Annotated in this window: 13 protein-coding genes and 3 pseudogenes; 8 read left to right on the top strand and 8 right to left on the bottom strand. The window is 60.1% G+C overall.

The genetic code is table 11. The features are described from left to right. From trbF to H2LOC_RS10335, 4 genes and pseudogenes are all read left to right on the top strand, one after another. Nucleotides 1-690: a conjugal transfer protein TrbF gene (gene trbF, locus H2LOC_RS10350; protein ID WP_136496322.1), complete on the top strand. Its 690-nt coding sequence runs from the start codon at nucleotides 1-3 to the stop codon at nucleotides 688-690. Next, nucleotides 687-1,736 carry a P-type conjugative transfer protein TrbG gene (gene trbG / locus H2LOC_RS10345; protein WP_154331621.1) on the top strand — a complete coding sequence of 350 codons (1,050 nt, stop codon included), beginning with the start codon at nucleotides 687-689 and terminating at the stop codon, nucleotides 1,734-1,736. The genes trbF and trbG overlap by 4 nt, the downstream gene beginning before the upstream one ends. Beyond that, nucleotides 1,733-2,929: a TraB/TrbI/VirB10 family type IV secretion system protein gene (locus H2LOC_RS10340; RefSeq protein WP_136496321.1), complete on the top strand. Its 1,197-nt coding sequence runs from the start codon at nucleotides 1,733-1,735 to the stop codon at nucleotides 2,927-2,929. The genes trbG and H2LOC_RS10340 overlap by 4 nt, the downstream gene beginning before the upstream one ends. Continuing rightward, nucleotides 2,926-3,135: pseudogene (locus H2LOC_RS10335) on the top strand (DUF2274 domain-containing protein); the annotation flags it as partial. The gene H2LOC_RS10340 and the pseudogene H2LOC_RS10335, both read left to right, overlap by 4 nt. 517 nt (nucleotides 3,136-3,652) lie before the next feature. On the opposite strand, the gene H2LOC_RS10330 reads toward H2LOC_RS10335, so the two are convergent. Beyond that, on the bottom strand, nucleotides 3,653-4,570 hold the full coding sequence (locus H2LOC_RS10330; protein ID WP_136496320.1) for a LysR family transcriptional regulator: 918 nt from the start codon (nucleotides 4,568-4,570) through the stop codon (nucleotides 3,653-3,655). Between the two features lie 692 nt (nucleotides 4,571-5,262). Here H2LOC_RS10330 and H2LOC_RS22085 point away from each other — a divergent pair. Further along, nucleotides 5,263-5,493 (top strand): annotated as a pseudogene (locus H2LOC_RS22085) (hypothetical protein); the annotation flags it as partial. Here H2LOC_RS22085 and H2LOC_RS10325 read toward each other — a convergent pair. After that, nucleotides 5,434-9,468, bottom strand: a complete 4,035-nt coding sequence (locus tag H2LOC_RS10325) for a chemotaxis protein CheB (RefSeq protein WP_136496319.1) — start codon at nucleotides 9,466-9,468, stop codon at nucleotides 5,434-5,436. The pseudogene H2LOC_RS22085 and the gene H2LOC_RS10325 overlap by 60 nt on opposite strands. 215 nt (nucleotides 9,469-9,683) lie before the next feature. Between H2LOC_RS10325 and H2LOC_RS10320 the strand changes: the two are divergent. From H2LOC_RS10320 to H2LOC_RS10310, 3 genes and pseudogenes are all read left to right on the top strand, one after another. Continuing rightward, nucleotides 9,684-9,935, top strand: a pseudogene (locus tag H2LOC_RS10320) (IS110 family transposase); the annotation flags it as partial. A 380-nt stretch (nucleotides 9,936-10,315) separates the two neighbouring features. Then, nucleotides 10,316-10,597, top strand: a complete 282-nt coding sequence (gene tnpB / locus H2LOC_RS22080) for an IS66 family insertion sequence element accessory protein TnpB (protein WP_136496318.1) — start codon at nucleotides 10,316-10,318, stop codon at nucleotides 10,595-10,597. Between the two features lie 417 nt (nucleotides 10,598-11,014). After that, the gene (locus tag H2LOC_RS10310) at nucleotides 11,015-12,136 is read left to right on the top strand and encodes an SbmA/BacA-like family transporter (RefSeq protein WP_343040090.1); all 1,122 of its coding nucleotides are present in this window, start codon (nucleotides 11,015-11,017) and stop codon (nucleotides 12,134-12,136) included. A gap of 139 nt (nucleotides 12,137-12,275) precedes the next feature. Here H2LOC_RS10310 and H2LOC_RS10305 read toward each other — a convergent pair whose 3' ends face one another. The 6 genes from H2LOC_RS10305 to H2LOC_RS10280 all read right to left on the bottom strand — a co-directional run bounded on the left by H2LOC_RS10305 (nucleotide 12,276) and on the right by H2LOC_RS10280 (nucleotide 17,169). After that, nucleotides 12,276-12,833 carry a GNAT family acetyltransferase gene (locus H2LOC_RS10305; RefSeq protein ID WP_202620567.1) on the bottom strand — a complete coding sequence of 186 codons (558 nt, stop codon included), beginning with the start codon at nucleotides 12,831-12,833 and terminating at the stop codon, nucleotides 12,276-12,278. 929 nt (nucleotides 12,834-13,762) lie between these two features. Then, nucleotides 13,763-14,209 carry a peptidoglycan-binding protein LysM gene (gene lysM, locus H2LOC_RS10300; protein WP_136496316.1) on the bottom strand — a complete coding sequence of 149 codons (447 nt, stop codon included), beginning with the start codon at nucleotides 14,207-14,209 and terminating at the stop codon, nucleotides 13,763-13,765. 267 nt (nucleotides 14,210-14,476) lie between these two features. Further along, the gene (locus H2LOC_RS10295) at nucleotides 14,477-15,439 is read right to left on the bottom strand and encodes an RNA polymerase factor sigma-32 (RefSeq protein ID WP_136496315.1); all 963 of its coding nucleotides are present in this window, start codon (nucleotides 15,437-15,439) and stop codon (nucleotides 14,477-14,479) included. Nucleotides 15,440-16,043: 604 nt separating this feature from the next. Continuing rightward, on the bottom strand, nucleotides 16,044-16,235 hold the full coding sequence (locus H2LOC_RS10290; protein WP_136496314.1) for a CsbD family protein: 192 nt from the start codon (nucleotides 16,233-16,235) through the stop codon (nucleotides 16,044-16,046). Between the two features lie 545 nt (nucleotides 16,236-16,780). Further along, nucleotides 16,781-16,924: a DUF3096 domain-containing protein gene (locus tag H2LOC_RS10285; protein WP_136496313.1), complete on the bottom strand. Its 144-nt coding sequence runs from the start codon at nucleotides 16,922-16,924 to the stop codon at nucleotides 16,781-16,783. An 89-nt stretch (nucleotides 16,925-17,013) separates the two neighbouring features. Then, nucleotides 17,014-17,169: a DUF3309 family protein gene (locus H2LOC_RS10280; protein ID WP_136496312.1), complete on the bottom strand. Its 156-nt coding sequence runs from the start codon at nucleotides 17,167-17,169 to the stop codon at nucleotides 17,014-17,016. Nucleotides 17,170-17,355 lie beyond the last annotated feature (186 nt).

Raw genomic sequence — 17,355 nt, 5'->3', positions numbered from 1 at the left:
ATGTCGATCTTCCGCCGATCGTCGGTGCGCTACGGGCGCACCCCCGAGCCGGAGACGCCCTACCAGCGCGCCGCCCAGGCCTGGGATGAGCGCATCGGCTCGGCGCGGGTGCAGGCGAAGAACTGGCGGCTGATGGCGTTCGGCTCGCTCTTTCTCTCCATGGGTCTCGCAGTCGGCCTCGTCTGGCAATCGACCCACGGCAGCGTGGTTCCCTGGGTTGTGCAGATCGATAAGCTCGGCCAGGCCCAGGCGGTGGCGCCGGCGACCGCGGATTACACGCCGTCCGATCCGGAGATCGCCTGGTATCTCGCCCATTTCATCGAAATTGTGCGCTCGCTGCCGGCGGATCCGATCATCGTGCGCCAGAACTGGCTCCAGGCTTATGATTTCACGACGACGGGAGGGGCGCAGGCGCTGAACGAATATGCGCGCGCCAATGATCCCTTCGCCAAGCTCGGCAAGCAGCAAGTGGCGATCGACGTCTCCAGCGTAATCCGCGCTTCGCCCTCGAGCTTCCGCGTCGCCTGGGTCGAGCATCGCTACCAGGACGGCGCGCTCGCGGAAACCACCCGCTGGACCGCGATCCTCTCGGTCGCAATCCAGACGCCTGCCGACGCCGATCATCTGCGCAAGAATCCACTCGGCATTTACGTAATCGCCATCAACTGGTCAAAGGAGCTGGGACAATGACCTCGCCGATTACCTCGGGCGCCGGCGAGCCGGCTTCACGTATCTCCGTTAATCTGTGTCGCAGTAAAGGCGCGATGGCGGCTTTGCTGATTGGCGCGACGGCGCTCGGCGGCTGCGCCAACAAGTTCATCCCGCCCGACATCGACTACGACGACGCCGCGCCGGCAAAACTCGCGGCCAACCCGCCGCTGCCGGTGAAGGTCGTCGAGCGGCCCAAACTCCTGCCGCTTCCCGGACAGTTGAAGCCGCTCGGGAGCGGCAAGGCGGTTGCCGAAGCGGCCGATCCGGCGGCGCGGGTCAATCAGGCCAACGCCGCCGCGCGCGTGCAGCCGGTGCGCAATGGCTTCATCAACGCCGTGCAGGTCTATCCTTTCGCAGCCGGCGCGCTCTACCAAGTCTACACGGCGCCTGGCGAAATCACCGACGTCGCGTTGCAGGAGGGCGAGCAGCTCGTCGGCTCTGGCCCCGTGGCCGCCGGCGACACGGTGCGCTGGATCATCGGCGACACCGAGAGTGGCGCGGGCGCCGCGAAGAAGATCCACATACTGGTGAAGCCGACCCGGCCCGACATCACCACCAACCTCGTCATCAACACCGACCGGCGAACCTATCTCCTCGAGATGCGATCCACCGAGAAGACCTACATGGCCTCGGTCTCCTGGCAATATCCGGAAGATCAACTCATCGCGCTTCGCCGCCAGAACCTGGAGGCGCAAGAAGCCGCGCCGATCGACAAGGGGGTCGATCTCGCCGCGATCAACTTCCGCTATGCGATCCAGGGCGACAATCCCGCCTGGCGGCCGCTTCGCGCCTTCGACGACGGCCAGAAGGTCTATATCGAGTTTCCACGCGGTATCCCTCAGGGTGAAATGCCTCCGCTGTTCGTCATCGGACCGGCAGGCGGGTCTGAGCTCGTGAATTACCGCGTCCGAGCTAACTACTACATCGTCGATCGCCTGTTCGCGGCCGCCGAACTCCGGCTCGGCGACAAGGACAGCGAGCGGCGCGTCCGCATCGTTCGCAGCGATGGAAGGCCGCGGTCATGACAGTGAATGGTGAAGAGAAGGATCGAACGGCCCCGTCGGTCCCGCCGCCCGATCTGCGATTACGCGGCGAGCGACCGCGCGTCACTCGTCTGTCCCGCAAGGTGCTGATCAGCCTCGGCGCGGCTTCCGCGCTCGCAATCGCCGGCGCGCTGGGTTACGCGCTTCAGCCCCACGATAAATCTCAGAACGGCGAGGAGCTGCTCAGCACTCAGAACCGGCCCTCGGCCGAGGGGCTGGCTGGGCTGCCGAAGGATTATGCCGGCCTGCCGCGCCAGGTTCCTCAACTCGGTCCGCCGCTGCCCGGCGATCTCGGCAAGCCGATCCTGAACGCCGGCGCGGCGCCGACGACGGTTGGAGCCGCGCCGGACGCGGAAGCGCAGCGCGTCGCCCAGGAGATGGAGGCGGCGCGGGTCAGCCGGCTGTTCGCGCAGACAAGCCAACCGACCGCGGTCGCTGCCGTCGCGCCGCCGGCTGCATCCGGAACCGCAACGGGCGCGCCGCCGACGCCGCCGATCGACGCCGGCGCAGCGCAGAATATGCAGGACCGCAAGATGGCCTTCCTCAACGCCTCGACCGACCGACGGACGGTGAGCCTGGATCGGCTCCAGACCAAGGCCTCGCCCTATGTCGTGCAAGCCGGCACGGTGATCCCCGCCGCGCTCATCACCGGCATTCGCTCGGACTTGCCGGGGCAGATCACCGCCCAGGTGACCGAAGCGGTCTATGACACTCCGACCGGAAAATATCTGCTGATCCCGCAGGGAGCGAAGCTGATCGGCCAATATGATAGCTCCGTCGCCTTCGGCCAATCGCGCTTACTGTTGGTCTGGACGCGGCTGATCATGCCGGACGGGACCTCGATCGTGCTGGAGCGCCAGCCGGGCGCCGATGCCGGCGGCTATGCCGGGCTTGAGGACGAGGTCGACAATCATTGGGACAAGCTGTTCGAAGCCGCCGTGCTGTCGACCCTGCTCAGCGTCGGCGCCGAGGCCGGCACGAGCCAGAATGAAAACAACCTGGTGCAGGCGATCCGCTCGGGCGCTTCCAACTCGGTCAGCCAGACAGGCCAGCAGATTATTCAACACCAGCTCAATGTCCAACCGACCCTGACCATCCGCCCGGGGTTTCCGGTCCGCGTCGTCGTCACGCGCGATCTCGTGTTGGCGCCCTACGGACAGGGAGCGAAACCATGACCAAATTAAAGCTCGGACCGCTTGCCGACGACAAGCCGGTCAAGGTGACTGTCGAACTGCCGGCGGCCGTCCATCGGGACCTCGTGGCTTACGCGGAAGTGCTCGGGCAGGCGAATGGTCAGCCTGCCGCGGAGCCCGCCAAGCTCATCGTGCCGATGATCGAGCGCTTCATGGCGACCGATCGAGCCTTTGCGAAAGCGCGCCGGGCAGGGGAGACGCGTCACAGCGCTACGAGCGGGCAGGCGGGGAAACCGCCGCCGGCGCCCGCAGAGGCCGCTTTATCGGGGCATCCGTCGCCAGATCAATCGCAACAGCCGCCCCCGGCCAATCCCGAGCAAAGCCCATCATCTCCGTTCTTTAAGCTGGCGACGAGCGAGCCTCTCAATGGCGCTGCATCTCTTGAACGCTCCAACGAGCGTGGATGAGGAATGCCGGCGGTCCGACTTATCGCGCCGGATAAGCCAGAGAGCCGGGCTTCCTCCCGCGCGGGGCGCGGTTTGAGACGGCCCGGCGCATTCGTGAATCGGCGGTGAGCCGCGAGGCGATCCTGGTCGCCGCCTTATCGAATGGGGACGAAAGGGCTCGGCGGCGAGTCATTGACGCCGCTTCAACCACCATCTGATAAAGCGCGCAGATATGGGTAAGCTCGAAACTTTGCTGGAGGCGGCGGCGAACAGGGCAGGAGAAGAAACGGCTCCCGCTCATCCGCCGCCGTAAACATGTTCAGTCCGCCGCGACAACTGGCGAAAGATCCGGATAGCGCTCGCGCAAAATGTCGAGAAAAGGGCCGAGCGTCGGGTTCTTATTGGCTTCGCGCCAATAGGCGGCGAAATTGATTCGGGTGGGGCCGTCATGATCGTGGATCTCCCGGTAGACGACGCCATCGTATCGTGCCCCGGTGGCGCCTTCGAGCATCAGACAAATGCCGATCCCGGCCCCAGCCAGGCCCATCAACCGATCGAAGCTGACATCTTGGTGCAGTAGCCGCGGCGCGCCGAACAAATCGAGCTTGGTGGCGATGAACCTTTGCATCTCGGGCCCTGAGCCGCGTTGCTTGATAAGCAGGGGCTGGCCGGCAAGGTCCGCCCACCGGATTGCTGGCTTCAGGCAGAGCGGATGACCATCCGGCAGAGCTGCGATCACGCGTTCGCCCCAAAGCGGCAACCTTCGATCGCCCCAGCCCGGGCACCAGGTGGTCATGATTGCAACGTCGACGATGCTGGCGGTCAGATCTAAAAGCAGGCGATCTTGAGCGCCGTCTATGGTGTGTATGTCCACCTCCGGGAACCGCTTATGGTATTCGGCCAGAGTGGCTCGCAGGTTTCCTGCGGCAAGCGACACATAGACGCCGATTGTCAGTCGTCCTGCTTGCCCGTGCGACATGGCCCTCAGCCTTGCGAAAGCGGCGTCGGTTTCTGCAATGATGTTCCGGGCCGCTTCTAGGAATTCCCGGCCGATGGGGGTGGGGCGGGTGCCGCCGTTGGTTCGTTCGAACAGTTCCGCTCCCACGCGAACTTCGAGGCTGCGGAGCGTGCGGCTTAATGTCGATTGTCGCACGCTCAAGCTTTCGGCGGCCTTGCGAAGGCTACGATGCTGAGCTGAAATGACCGCCCATCTCAAATCTCGCAGACCGACATCCATTCCGCTACCTTTTCAAGGGGGAACCCAAGTCGATACCCGTCAAAGCCTGATCAACGTGACCATTTCGGCCTGAAATCCGTGTTCGGACCCGGAGGCGATTTCACCCAGAGCGGCGATCTCTTGATGAGAGCGAAGGGCGGCCGGCACCAGGTTTTCGTGGAGGTGTTTTACTGACGAAGGTTCTTGCAATTTGAAATCGAGCGCCGACGATCTCAGTGGTTAAATCCGATGGAAAGAAAATGAAGGCTGTCGCCAGCCATGCGAGGTCACAGTGAACGCGTCATTATGACAAAATTTGGGTAAAATTGTTTCTGCGAAGGGCGCCCACCCGATTTTCAGATGATCCGGAGAGTTTTTCGCCGCTTTTATGGGGAGAGTTTCGTGAAATCGCATCGTTAAGCGCATAAAAGCCCGCGGCGGAGTGGTGTTCGACAATCGAGCCGGTTTTAATTGTTGGTGCACATTGAAACGGGGGACGGCGTATTCTGGACACCCGCTAACAGGGTGGCGTCCAACGAGCCTGCCCCCCGCGAGCCCGTACTTTCCGCATCGTGAGGCTGGGATTTTGTCATTTAGAGTCGAACTGTTGCGGTTTCGGAGCGTCTCCCGCCAGCGCCGCAGCAATTGAAGTCGAAATGGCGTTGGCCGCGTGACGCAGTGGGTCGGCGTCGAGATGCGCGTATCGATTCGTGAACAAAACGGCGATCGTCGATTACGGAGTCAGATACCGATCGGGACGGCGTACTGCAACGTCACTCGCAGAGTCTGCAGTTAATTCGTTGACGGCTCGCCGTATGGTCAAGAAGTAACAAATGCGATGGACCAAGCGGGGCGCAGTCATCCATTTCGATGCCTTTGGCTTCTCACCACCTATCTTCACCTTCAGTAACGCGCTGCGTTTTCCTGAGAGTGCGCCGCAATGAATTCATGTCTAGGGGCTTGACGAGATGATAATCGATGCCAGCTGCAGCAGAGCGGGCGCGATCTTGCTGTTGGCCGAATCCCGTCGCGGCGACGAGGACAGCTTTTGAGGTCGCCTCCAGCTGCCGCAGCCGCCGCGCCAATTCGTAGCCGTCCATATCCGGCAGACCAATGTCGAGGACCACGATTTCTGGCGCTTCCTTCGCAGCCGTCTCCAGGGCGCTTTTCCCGTCGAGCGCCTTGAACACGGTGTGGCCCTCCATCTCCAGCAGCAGCTTCAGGCTATACAGCGCATCGCGGTTATCATCGACCAACAGGACGCGTCTCGGCGCGATGGGGCCACTATCGGGCGCGCCGCCGTCAGAGGCGGGGCCGGGCGTGTCGGCCGATACCGTGAGCGGGAGCCTCACGACAAATTCGGCGCCCTTTCCCGGCCCTTCGCTATGCGCCTCGACGGCACCGCCATGAAGTTCAACAAGCCGCCGAACCAGCGTAAGACCCAGCCCCAGGCCACTGACCGGATTTCCGCCGGGCGGGTCCACTCGGGCAAAGACGTCGAACACGCTGGTCAGCGCCTCTGGAGCGAGGCCGACGCCATTATCCGCGACCGAAAGAACTGCGGCGTGACCCTCCTGTCGCAAGGTGATTCGAATACGCCCATGCTCGGGGGTGTATTTGGCGGCGTTGTCGAGAAGGTTTGAGACGATCTGCACAAGGCGCACCTCATCGCCCTCGACTTCCACTGGTCGGGGGCTGAGCATGAGGGCGAGCTCATGACGTCGCTCCTTTATTGCGGTGTCCCGGTTGGTCACCGCCGCGTTGACGATGTCTCGAAGATCGACCCGTTTGGTCTTCAGCTCCAGACGCCCGGAACTGATCCGGGCGACATCCAGCAATTCATCGACGAGCCGGGCCAAGTGCAGCACCTGCCGTTCGGAGATGTCCCGGATCCGTCGCAGCTCTGGGTCAGGAGGGAGCCGCTTCTCGAAAATCGTCATTGCGTTGCGCAGGGGCGCGAGCGGATTGCGAAGCTCGTGGCCGAGCATGGCCAGAAACTCGTCCTTGCGCCTGCTGGCTTCGCGCAACGCCGCCTCCGCCTCGCGCTGGGCGAGTTCCGTCGCCTTTCGCTCCGTCACATCGGCGTTCATGCCCACCCAGCCGCGCAGCTTCCCGGAGTCGTCACGCAAGGGCACGGCCCGCGCATGGGTCCAGCGCCAGCCGCCGCTCGCATGTTGGACGCGAAACTCGGCGTCGAGCGGCGTTTGGGTGGAGACGCTGTGGCGCCATTTCTTCGTGGTCGGTTCGCGATCGTCCGGGTGCACGGCTTCGGCCCAGCCAGAGCCCCGAAGCTGCTCGAACGACTGGCCCGTGAACGCACGCCAGGTCGGGGAATCCTCAACGACATTGCCGTCGGCGTCCGTTGTCCAGACCATCTGCGCCGAGGCGGTGACGAGCGCGCGGAAATTCTCCTCGCTGTTGCGCGTCGCGAGTTCGGCGTTCTTCAGCTTGGTGATCTCCACGAAGGTAATCACCACGCCCCGGATCTGATCCGCGGATGAACGGTAGGGGTTTATCCGCGTGAGATACCAGTCGCCCGCTTCGCTCTGGATTTCCCGTTCGATCGGCGCCAACTTTTCGAGCACGCGCAACGCGTCCTGTTCGAGCTGGTCATAGCCGAGGCGATGCCTCAATTCCGTGAAGGGGCGGCCCTGGTCGCTGGCGCGGATGTTGAAAAGTTCGCGGGTGCGCGGCGTCACGCGGAGAATTCGAAGCTCGCGGTCGAGGAATAGCGTCGCGATTTCCGTCGCCGCCATCAGGTTCTGGAGATCGCTGGTGAGCTGGCTCAGCTCCCCGACCTTGTGCCGGTTCTCCTGATTGACGGTCTGCAGTTCCTCATTCATGGACTGCAATTCTTCCTTGCTGGTCTCCAACTCTTCCAGTGTCGAGCGCAACTCCTCATTGACGGATTGCAGCTCCTCATTGGCCGCGCGCATCTCCTCCTGTGAGGTTTCATATTGCTCAACGACCGCGCGCAGCCGCTCCCTGGTCGCCTCCAGTTCGGCATGCGCCTCGGCGGTGTCGGGACCGACGGGCGGGCATGGCGCCGTCTCGGGCGCTTCATATTCATCAAAAATCACGAGCTGGAGATTGCCCAGGTCGGGATCCGTCGAAGGCCGCACATGCAGGACGACTTGCTTTTTCTTCCCATCCAGCTCGATGAGGATCGGACGGGAGTGGCTGCTCACGTTATGCTCGATCGCCGCGTGCAGCGCCGCCCGCAGCTCGATGCGCAGCTCTTCGCGCGCGAGACGAAAGACGCTGGCTGAGAGTTCTCCGCCGGGAATCTGCAAATATCGTCCGGCGTGCTCCGAGGCGTGAACAATCCGGAAATCCTGATCGACGAGCAGGCTCGGCAGTGCGTAGCGTTCCACCATCTTCTGGTGAAGGGCGCCATAGCTCCCCGTGGTCTGAGCGCGCAGGCCTGTCGTCTCGAACGGCGCGGTGCGGCGAAATGTCTGGGGAAACACCGGCAAGCGGGGTTCCGCCGCTGGCACGTTGTGCCGGCGATACAAGCAAACCTGCTTGTTTTCGACCTGAAACAAAGCCGCCCGGTCGATCGACTCCGACGGGCCAAGCAACAGCAGGCCGCCTGGATTCAGCGCGTAATGGAAAAGTTCAATTACGTCACTTTGTAGTTCGCGCTGAAGATAAATCAGGAGATTGCGGCAGATGATCAAATCAATTCGCGAGAAGGGCGGATCACGTAGGAGATTATGGCTCGCGAACACTACGTGCTCACGTAGCTCCTGGCGGATTCGGTAGCTGTTGTCCTCCTTCACGAAAAATCGTCTGAGGCGCTCCGCCGACACATTGGCTTCGATCGTATCCGGGAAAACGCCCTCTCGCGCCCGGCGTAACGACGGTTCATGCAGGTCGCTGGCGAAGATCTCGATGTGCGGCGACTCTGCCAGGCGCCCGGCCTGTTCAAGCAACAGCATGGCGACGCTATAGGCCTCCTCGCCGGTCGCACAGCCGACCGACCAGACGCGGATGCTGTCGGATGCGGTCTTGTCCTTGAACAGTTCGGAAATGATTTCCTTCTGCAGATAGTCGAAAACCTCTGCGTCGCGGAAGAACTGGGTTACGGTGATGAGAAACTCGTCTGCGAGCGCATTGGCTTCCTTGGGATCGCAGCGCAGGAACTCCAAATAATCGGCAATAAATTCCTTCTGGTTAAGCTGCATGCGCCGCCGGATACGGCGCAGCACCGTTGAATGCTTGTATTTGGAAAAATCCATAGTGGTCCGCGCCCGGACCTGCGACATTATGTTCTGCAAAACCTCCCGATCGCCCGCTGGGGCCTGTTCGAGAGGCTCGGCGATCTCGAGGCGGGGTTGCGTGGTGGCGAAGCGCAGCATGTGCCAGGGCATATCCCGGACCGGCAGCACAAAATCGACCTGACCGGTTGCGATCGCGTTCTGGGGCATGGAATCGAACTGGGCTTCCTTCGGGTCCTGCGCGATCGTGAGCCCGCCCTGCTCCTTGAGCTTCCTGAGGCCGGAGCTGCCGTCCGCGCCAGTGCCCGACAAAATCACGCCAATGCTGCGGTGGCCGTGCGTGTTGGCCAGGGTCTCGAAGAAATGATCGATCGCCGCAGGCCTCTCGTGGCTTTCCTCGATTTTTGTCAGGCGCAGATGGCTGTCGATGGTCGAGAGATTGCAGCCCGGCGGAATCACGTAGATATGGTTGGCCTCGACCTCCTGATCTTCGGTCACCTGAGTGACCGGCATGGAGGAAAAAGGCTGCAGCACCTCGGCCATGACGCTCGGCTGGCCTGGGCGGAGATGGACGACAATCACGAAAGCCAGGCCGTCGTCGCTTGGCAGGGTTGGCAGTAAAGCCTTGAGCGCTTCAAGCCCCCCGGCAGAGGCGCCAATGCCCACCAGCATTAAGGGCGAAGACTCAGGTTGCGACATCTATGCACTCTTCTCGGAGGCCGATAGCATCCATGACATACTTAGCGGCGTATGAAATGTCGGCGAATAAGGGTCAACAGCGAATCTTCCTAAAATCCTACGCTTCCGTAGTGACCCCCTGGGCCTCCGGCCAAGGCAGTGGCTATCCCCCGTATGACGGCGAAACGGGGGCCTGGTTGCGCACCGGCCCGAAGCATCAGGGGCGGAGGATAGCCGTGGACCATTATGCGGGGATTGACGTGTCTTTGGAATTCTCGAGCGTTTGCATTGTGCATGCGAAAGGAAAGATCTTGAGGGAAGCGAAAATTGCGAGCGATCCCGATGCGCTCGACGCCTTTTTCAAGCGCCTGGGCTTTCCGGTGGCTTGGATCGGGCTCGAAGCCGGGCCGCTGTCGCAATGGCTTTACGCCGGGCTGGCGCAGGCCGGCTTCGAGGCGGTTCTCTTGGAGACCCGACACGTCAAGGCACCAACACGCTTATTCCCCCTGTCACGTCGGTTTCGCCCGATCGGTATTTCTTTCGACGTCAGTCCGAACAACGGTCCAACCGCTTTTGATTTCGAAATGCGTGTCGGGTCATCCACTGCCGTCTTGAACGTGATCGCCACGAAAGGACAGACGCACGGAACGCTCATCAAACGCCGGCAAATCTTGTCGTCGTGCACGATCTCCAGAATGGTTTTGCGCAGCTTGCTGTATTCCGTTTTCAGAGCCGCGCGCGCGACAAGCATCGCTCCGACGACAGTTTCGAGCATCGCTTGACCGCGGATAGCTCCCGCGCTCGTTCTTCGAAGCTCCTGCGCGTCACGACGCCCATCTTCAACCCGACCCCGCGCAAAATTCCACGAATGCTGAGCTCGACGTCGCGCAGCTTCCCGAGCAGTCGCTTTCGCGCCAACGCCGGGGCCGACCCTTTCGGCGGCGCGCTGTTCGCGGGTGAAGATCGCTTGGTGGGATGGCACGGGCCTTGCGTGTTCGCCAAGCGGCTTGAGCAAGACCGGTTCCATTGGCCGAAGCTTGTGACGGGGATGGTCCCCCTGTCTGCGCCGCGACTCATGGCGTTGGTTGAGGGCATGGACTGGACCCGCGTGCGCGCCGCGCCGCAAACACGGCGGACAAGCGTGGGATAAAGCGCTTCCCGCCAAAGTGGGCGCCGGTTTGGCGAAAGAAGCGCCGAAGAGAAAGCTGCGGCATTTCGAATCGGACGCGAGATAGGGGCGCCACAAGCCGCCGATTTTGTGCCGATCGACAGCCCCGCGTACGGCCGTCAGGGAAAAACCATCACAGCGTCAAACCGATCGCATCGTCGAATGGAGATCAGAAGCAGTTTCATACGGGTATCCTTAATGCTATCCGACTTCGAACTCATATTCGGCGGGCGCAAACTGCACGACAGGCTCGGATTCTACCCGACTTCCCTACGTGAGAGGGTCCGCGAGCAGCCGCTTGCAAATCCACTTGCCTGATTAGTTTCCGAACCTTCCATAGCGAGGCCTCTGCCCCGACTATGGCGATAGCACATCGGCTCGCGTTCGGAGGGCGTCGTTTTGATCCATCGGTTCATTTTGCTCGCATTCGGTTTTTGGCGTGGCCGCCTCCGCGCGAAGGCGTGGACGCTCTCAATCGGTTTTCTGGCTTGCTTGATCTTCAATACGTTGGTGGCGCTTGCCGTGAACCGATGGAGTAAAAGCTTCTTCGATGCGCTGCAAACGCGCGAGCCCGACGGCATCATTCAATGCATTGTCCAACTCGCGGTCCTCGGCGCGGTGACCGCTGTCGCCGCTATTGCGACTTTACAATGCCGTATGCGACTTCAAATCGGCTGGCGCCTCTGGCTGACGGCAAATCTCGTTGAACGTTGGCTGCAAAGAGGTCCGAGCCGTGAACAGGCGATTTCGCATTCGCTCGACAATCCGGAGGCGCGCATTGCCGATGACGGCCGCCAGGCGGTAGAATTGTTCGTCGATCTCGCAGGCGGCGTGATCAATATCTTTCTCGTATCGATCTCTTTCATCGTCGTGCTTTGGCAAGTAGGCGGATCGTTCGAAATATTCGGCGTCACCGTGCCGGGCTTCCTCGTTATCGCCGTCGTGCTCTATACCGTCATGACGTCGCTGGGCATGTGGATACTGGGACGCCCGCTCGTCATGAGCGTCGAAGACAAGGCTGCCGCCGAAGGCCACTTCCGTTATGCGCTGACCAAGGTGAGAGACGATCTCGAAAAAAGCGACGATTCCCGCGACCAACTCGGCCCGCCCCCGGATTTTCGTGGACGTCTCGCTTGTCTCGCAAAGCAATGGGCCTTCGTCATCAAGGGACAGACGCGAATTGTCTTCCTGACGAGCGCGAACGGTCTCTTCGCGCCGGCCGTTCCGCTCCTGCTCGGCGCGCCGAAATATCTGGCGGGTGATCTGACGCTCGGCGACCTGATGCAAGCGGCGGCCGCTTTTGTTCAGGTACAGCTTTCGTTGAACTGGCTGGCCGACAACGCCTTGAGCATCGCCAATTGGTCGGCTTCGGCGCGGCGGGTCGCCGCGCTCGATCTGGCGATAGAAAATCGGGAGGCTGTTGCGCAGGACGAGGCGATCATCGCGTTTCCGAAAGATATGATGGCGACAGCGTCGGATCGGATGAGAGACGCCCCCTCAGCTAGGTCTAGGACTGCGTGACGGATGCAGCGGCGACGGTGCGGGTGGAGCCCGAGCGGCTTCTTTTCTCGGTCATGGATAGCCCGGCTTTCCGATGTTCATCGGCAGGCGAGAGAACGTTCTCTGACAGGCTGGTTCCGCCCTGGATCCCCGACGCGAATTATATTCCTTCGCTCTCAATCCGACATGAGTGATGTACCGAATTGTCGCTGGTGCTCTCTGCTGCGGCGCCGAGCTTCGCAGTGAATTGTTCGGCGTCGTCTTTGCGGTCGACCTGACGCTCGACCTCGACGTTTAGCCGTTGGTAGGCTCCCAGCCCGAGAACGATGAGTATCGCAGTCGCGAGAAGTCCGGTCGGATATAGCATCTTTTCTACGTCGTGCTTGCTGACCTGAAACACTATGACCAATCCCTCAATGAACACCGCGATGGCGATTGTGGAGATGAATTTCGTGAGACTGCGACGCACATCTGACGTCGTGACGAGCGAGCGACTGCGGATAACCTCTTCCTCGACAAAATATTTGGCGACGTCGAAGACAGCCAGGGCAATAACGACGTAGCCGATCGCCCTGAGTAGCGCATCGCCGCCTTCGTGCCAGTTTTGGCTCAGCGCTGAGACGAGTTCGAACGCTCCAAAGCCAACGAGCGCCAAAGCCAAGAGCATCAGGGTCACGCTCGCCACTGCAAAAGTCGCTCGCGATAGTGTTTCCATCATTGTCGTAATCCATGTCCATTGACGATTGATCTGCCGCCACGGTGACGCGAGGGGGGGCGCGTGACGTTCGGTTTGACGAAGGCGCTCCTTGGAAATCCTAGCCGCTTGCCCATAGACTCTAACGTGATGAGGCTTTCACCCAAGCGACGTTCGCGCACAATCCGCAATTTGCGCTCCTTGAGAACCGCGAGAGCGTCATTCGGCCACCGCGCACGTCTGTCGGTGTCGATCGCTTCCTCCGCTACATTGGCCCGTCGTGGTCGATCATCGACCAGACAATCTATCCGTTGCAATAATGCGCCAGAGTCGTGGTCAAGGAGAGGCGTGTTCGACGAATGGTCGCCGCCGGATAGCCAAGCATTTCGATCCTGCTGGTAAAGTTCGGTTTTCCACTTATGCGACGTGGTATTCTTCAAACCATGGCGTCTGCGCGCGAGGCTGGACTATGATCCACAACCGGAGGGCATTGGTGATGGGTTCGAGACGGTAGTCAAAGATCTGAGGGCTAAACGTCGCGAAGTGGATAACATGAGTTCGCGGCTAGGGAGGTCAGTAGATCTTCCGCCCAACAGAGCGGGGCCGTTACTGAGACTGCAAGCTTCCGCCCGATGGGGACTGCCGGTTACGCTCGGCACGCATCCGCAGCGCGATTGCGGGGCGGCAAGAGGCCGTCTCGATCGGGGCAATGAGAACCCCACGCCTTGTCGATAAGCCTCTTGACGGCGTCCTTGGCCATGCCGACCATCTCTTGGGCTTCGACCTTGAGCTCCTGCCCGACGCCTTCGACCTAAAGGCTCGGATTGCCTACCGCGCGGCCAACGCCCCGCTGATTGCTCCCGTGACTTCGTTAGCCGGGCCTTTGATATTATCGGTTCTGCCGCTCATGATTGGCTCCTCGGTGATTGGCCGCGATGTAAAATCGCCAACGCCTAGAGCTTTGGGATGCGAAGTCTTTGACCGGGGGAAATTTTATCGGGGTCCTTCAGTAATGGTTTATTCGCATCAAAGATCTCTTTATACTTCGACCCTTTGCCGTGGCCATAATGCGATTCAGCTATCTTCCAGAGCGTGTCCCCTCGTTGCACGGTATAGAACTTAGATTCGGCGTCGGCGTTTACAGCGACAATGCTGTTCTCAACCTTAGCAACCCCCTTAGCGGTATCGACGGCGAGAACAATCTTATCCACATCTGCCGCCGTTAGTGCGCTGCCGCTGAGTGACACCCTGTCCCCGTCGACCTTAATGTCGATCTTGGATGCGTCGAGGCCCAGCTTGGCGATTTCTTTCTTAAGATCTTCGGCAGTAACCGTGGTGACGCGGCCTGTTGCGGCGGGCGGAGCTTTACTCTTCCCGGTTATAAAATCCAAAAGGCCCATTTTACTCTCCTCTGACAAGCACAGGCAATTGGCCGTGCGCAGTGCGGATATCACCGGCTTTCAGCCACGGACATCAACTCTATGGATTGCGAAGTCGTTCCTGGAGACTCAGGCCAGAGGCCGTTGGGCTGGTCTTGCAGCGTTGCCTTGCGCTGAGGAACAGCAATCGTAACGCTCGGGGAAACGACGATAGCTTCGGCCCAGGGTAGCGTTCAGTGCCTCAAATCGAGGGATACCTATCCGAATTGCTACGTTTTCGCCAGACCGCTAATGGCGAAGCCGCCTTTGAGTCCTCGTGTGCTCACCCTGTGCGTCTTCGATGATGACAAACCACATTGCGTGCGCTTCGGCGGCCCGCTCATCGATGTGTGCCACGCCCGCGCGAACCTCCCGCTGAACCTTTCCGAGGGCGTGCACCTCGATCTGTCGGATGCGCTCGCGCGACACACCAAATTCGGCGGCTAGAGCTGTGAGCGTCACGGGATTATCAGTAAGTCTGCGGGCTTCGAGAATTCGACGTTCTCGCGGATTCAAAACCTCAAGCGCGGTCCGCAGCGTCATTTGTCGATTGCCACCCTCTTCGTGGTCGACAAGCACCGTCTCTTGATCATCACAGGCGTCGACCGGCCAGTCTTGCCATTCAACACCTCCCTCGTCTTCCTTGGCGATCAGGGCATTGAGCGTGTTGTCGCCTCCGATACGCCGGTTCATCTCTATGACGTCCTTCTGACGAACCCCAAGGCGGATGGCAATCATTGCGACATCTTCCAGTCTGAGGTCGCCTTCCTCATAAGCTGAAAGGCGGCTCTTCGCGTAACGGAGGTTTAAAAGCAGCTTCTTCATGTTTGAGCTGGAACCCGTCCTCACCAGAGACCAGGACCTCAGGACGTATTCTTGAATCGACGCCCGAATCCAACCCGGCGCGTAGGTTGAGAGGCGAACGTCGCGCTCGGGCTCGAATCGTTTGACCGCTTGCATGAGTCCGAAATTGCCTTCCGAAATGAGTTCGCTGACCGGGAGGCCATAGCCGCGATAGCCGAAGGCGATTTTGACGACGAGGCGCAGATGCGAGGCAATGAGTTCGTTCGCGGCCCGCGAATCCTCGTGCTCACGCCACCGCCGCGCCAATATCTGTTCCTCGAGAAACTCCAACATAGGGAGCTGGCGGATTCGAAGTAGATAGCGGGTGAGACCGTTTTCGGGACGAAGCATGGGTAGGGTCATCGACATATCGGTTCCTCCTAACGGATGCTCGCGCAGCGATACCGAAGCAAAAATGACTTGTGCCGTTCCAACGCGTTCCAAAGGCGAACAAACAACTTAGTTCTGGCGCCTTCATGCGCTAGCCCCGGAAACTACCCATTCGCCGTGCTACCACTTCGCGTCGACCGCCTATCCCACTACTTGAGCATGATGAATTAGAATGGCGAGCGGCAGCAGTGCGTCACTCCGAGTTTGACTTCGATGAGCGGCCGCTCGGGGGCCGCCAAACGCCTGGGCGCGCACCCCTTGCGGGGTTGACAAGCCGCTCCCTTCGAGTTTGCAGGAAATATCGATTGGGCCAAGCTTCTTCTCAGCGGCCGCAGGTAGATTCCAAGGCTGAAATCGTTACTTTGTCGTCGACTATGTTGAAGCCGACCCCCTATGTCCGGACCGATGGCGAAGCTGTCATTCTAGCAGTGGAGGATGTCGATTCCTCACAAGACCGACACTCGGGCTTTCTCCGCTGCCGAGTTGAAGCACGGCGGTGAGAACTGTTTCGTTAGCGCCCTTCAAAGCCGACCTGCTCGGTCCACTTTGAAAGACGACTTCTTATTTGAGCCGAAAAGGCGAATCAGACCTTATCGATAACCTTCTTGACGGCTTCCTTGGCGTTGCCAGCGGCCCCTTGAGCCTCGCCCTTGAGCTTTTGGCCAGCGCCCTCGACCTCGAGGTTTGGATTGCCCACAGCCTTGCCGACAGCCTCTTTGACCGCGCCAGCCGCTTCATTCACTGCGCCCTTGATCTTGTCTGTTGTACCGCTCATGGGTCGTCTCCTAATGGAAAAGATGACAATGCATTGATCGGCACTGGACCGGCATTGTCTCGGTCGATTTCTTATTCGACCACAAATTTATATGCGGGAAGAAGAGGCATCGGATAGCGTCGGAAAACACCTACGAAGCAATCAGGCGCATTCTAAAGAAGCGAACTTTCACTGACGGACTTTCGATAAGTATCCGCTATACAGAGGTCACACGGTCTCGGACTATGCGGATGCGCGCCATTGAAGACACCGCGTTTTTGGCCTTGACGTTGGCGGTACGCCTTGACCTGGATACTTTGGCCCTTCTACGCGGCGATACTCTAGGGAACCGTGATAGCAGTCGTGTTTGCGCCAATGTATCGGCGCCTCTCGAATGCATTGCAGCAAAGACGAAATCTTGCCGAGGGTGATGATCCTTGTCTTGGTCGTGATGCGCGTCTCGGCCAGTCCGATTGTGAACCGGACGTTTGTAGTGATTTGACAGCCCCTGGGGAGTCGCCTGACGGCAAACGCGGCCCCCTCTTTCCGGCAACGTTAAATTTTGATCATTTGATCAGCCCGAGACCCAGTATGCCCGAGACGATCAAAAAGATCGCCACGATGTAATTGAGCAATTGCGGCATGATCAGGATGAAAATGCCGGCGATCAAGGATACGATCGGTTGAAGGTGTGCTAAGCCTACAGTCATAATCTCTCTCCCCAGATTGGAAGCTTCTATTTTGTGGACGTAACAGAATGAGGATTCGACGCAATCGCCTTTCAAGTGAATAGGCGCTCCTAGATTTTGCCGAGAAGAACGAGGATCAGGACGACTATCAGAACGGTTCCCAATGTCCCCGAAGGGGCATAGCCCCAACTCGCACTGTGCGGCCAATTCGGAAGTGCGCCGAAGAGCAACAGGATGAGGAGCACAAGGAGGATTGTTCCAAGCATGAGAATGCCTTTCTATTTGTAACCTGTCGTAAATGGGTGGCAAATCTGACGGCGTTCAGCCTGACCGCCAAATTGAACACCGCAAAGAATGTGGGCAACAGGTTTTTGTGCCGGCATGATCGATCTCTGATGTGCGGACCGACAAGATTCGGAAATTACTCATTGAACCGGCGCCGCGACCTTATG

Origin of the sequence: Methylocystis heyeri (assembly GCF_004802635.2) — a bacterium.
Taxonomy (GTDB): domain Bacteria; phylum Pseudomonadota; class Alphaproteobacteria; order Rhizobiales; family Beijerinckiaceae; genus Methylocystis; species Methylocystis heyeri.
Note: the sequence above shows the minus strand (reverse complement) of the source record. Positions and strands in the feature narration are given on the sequence as shown.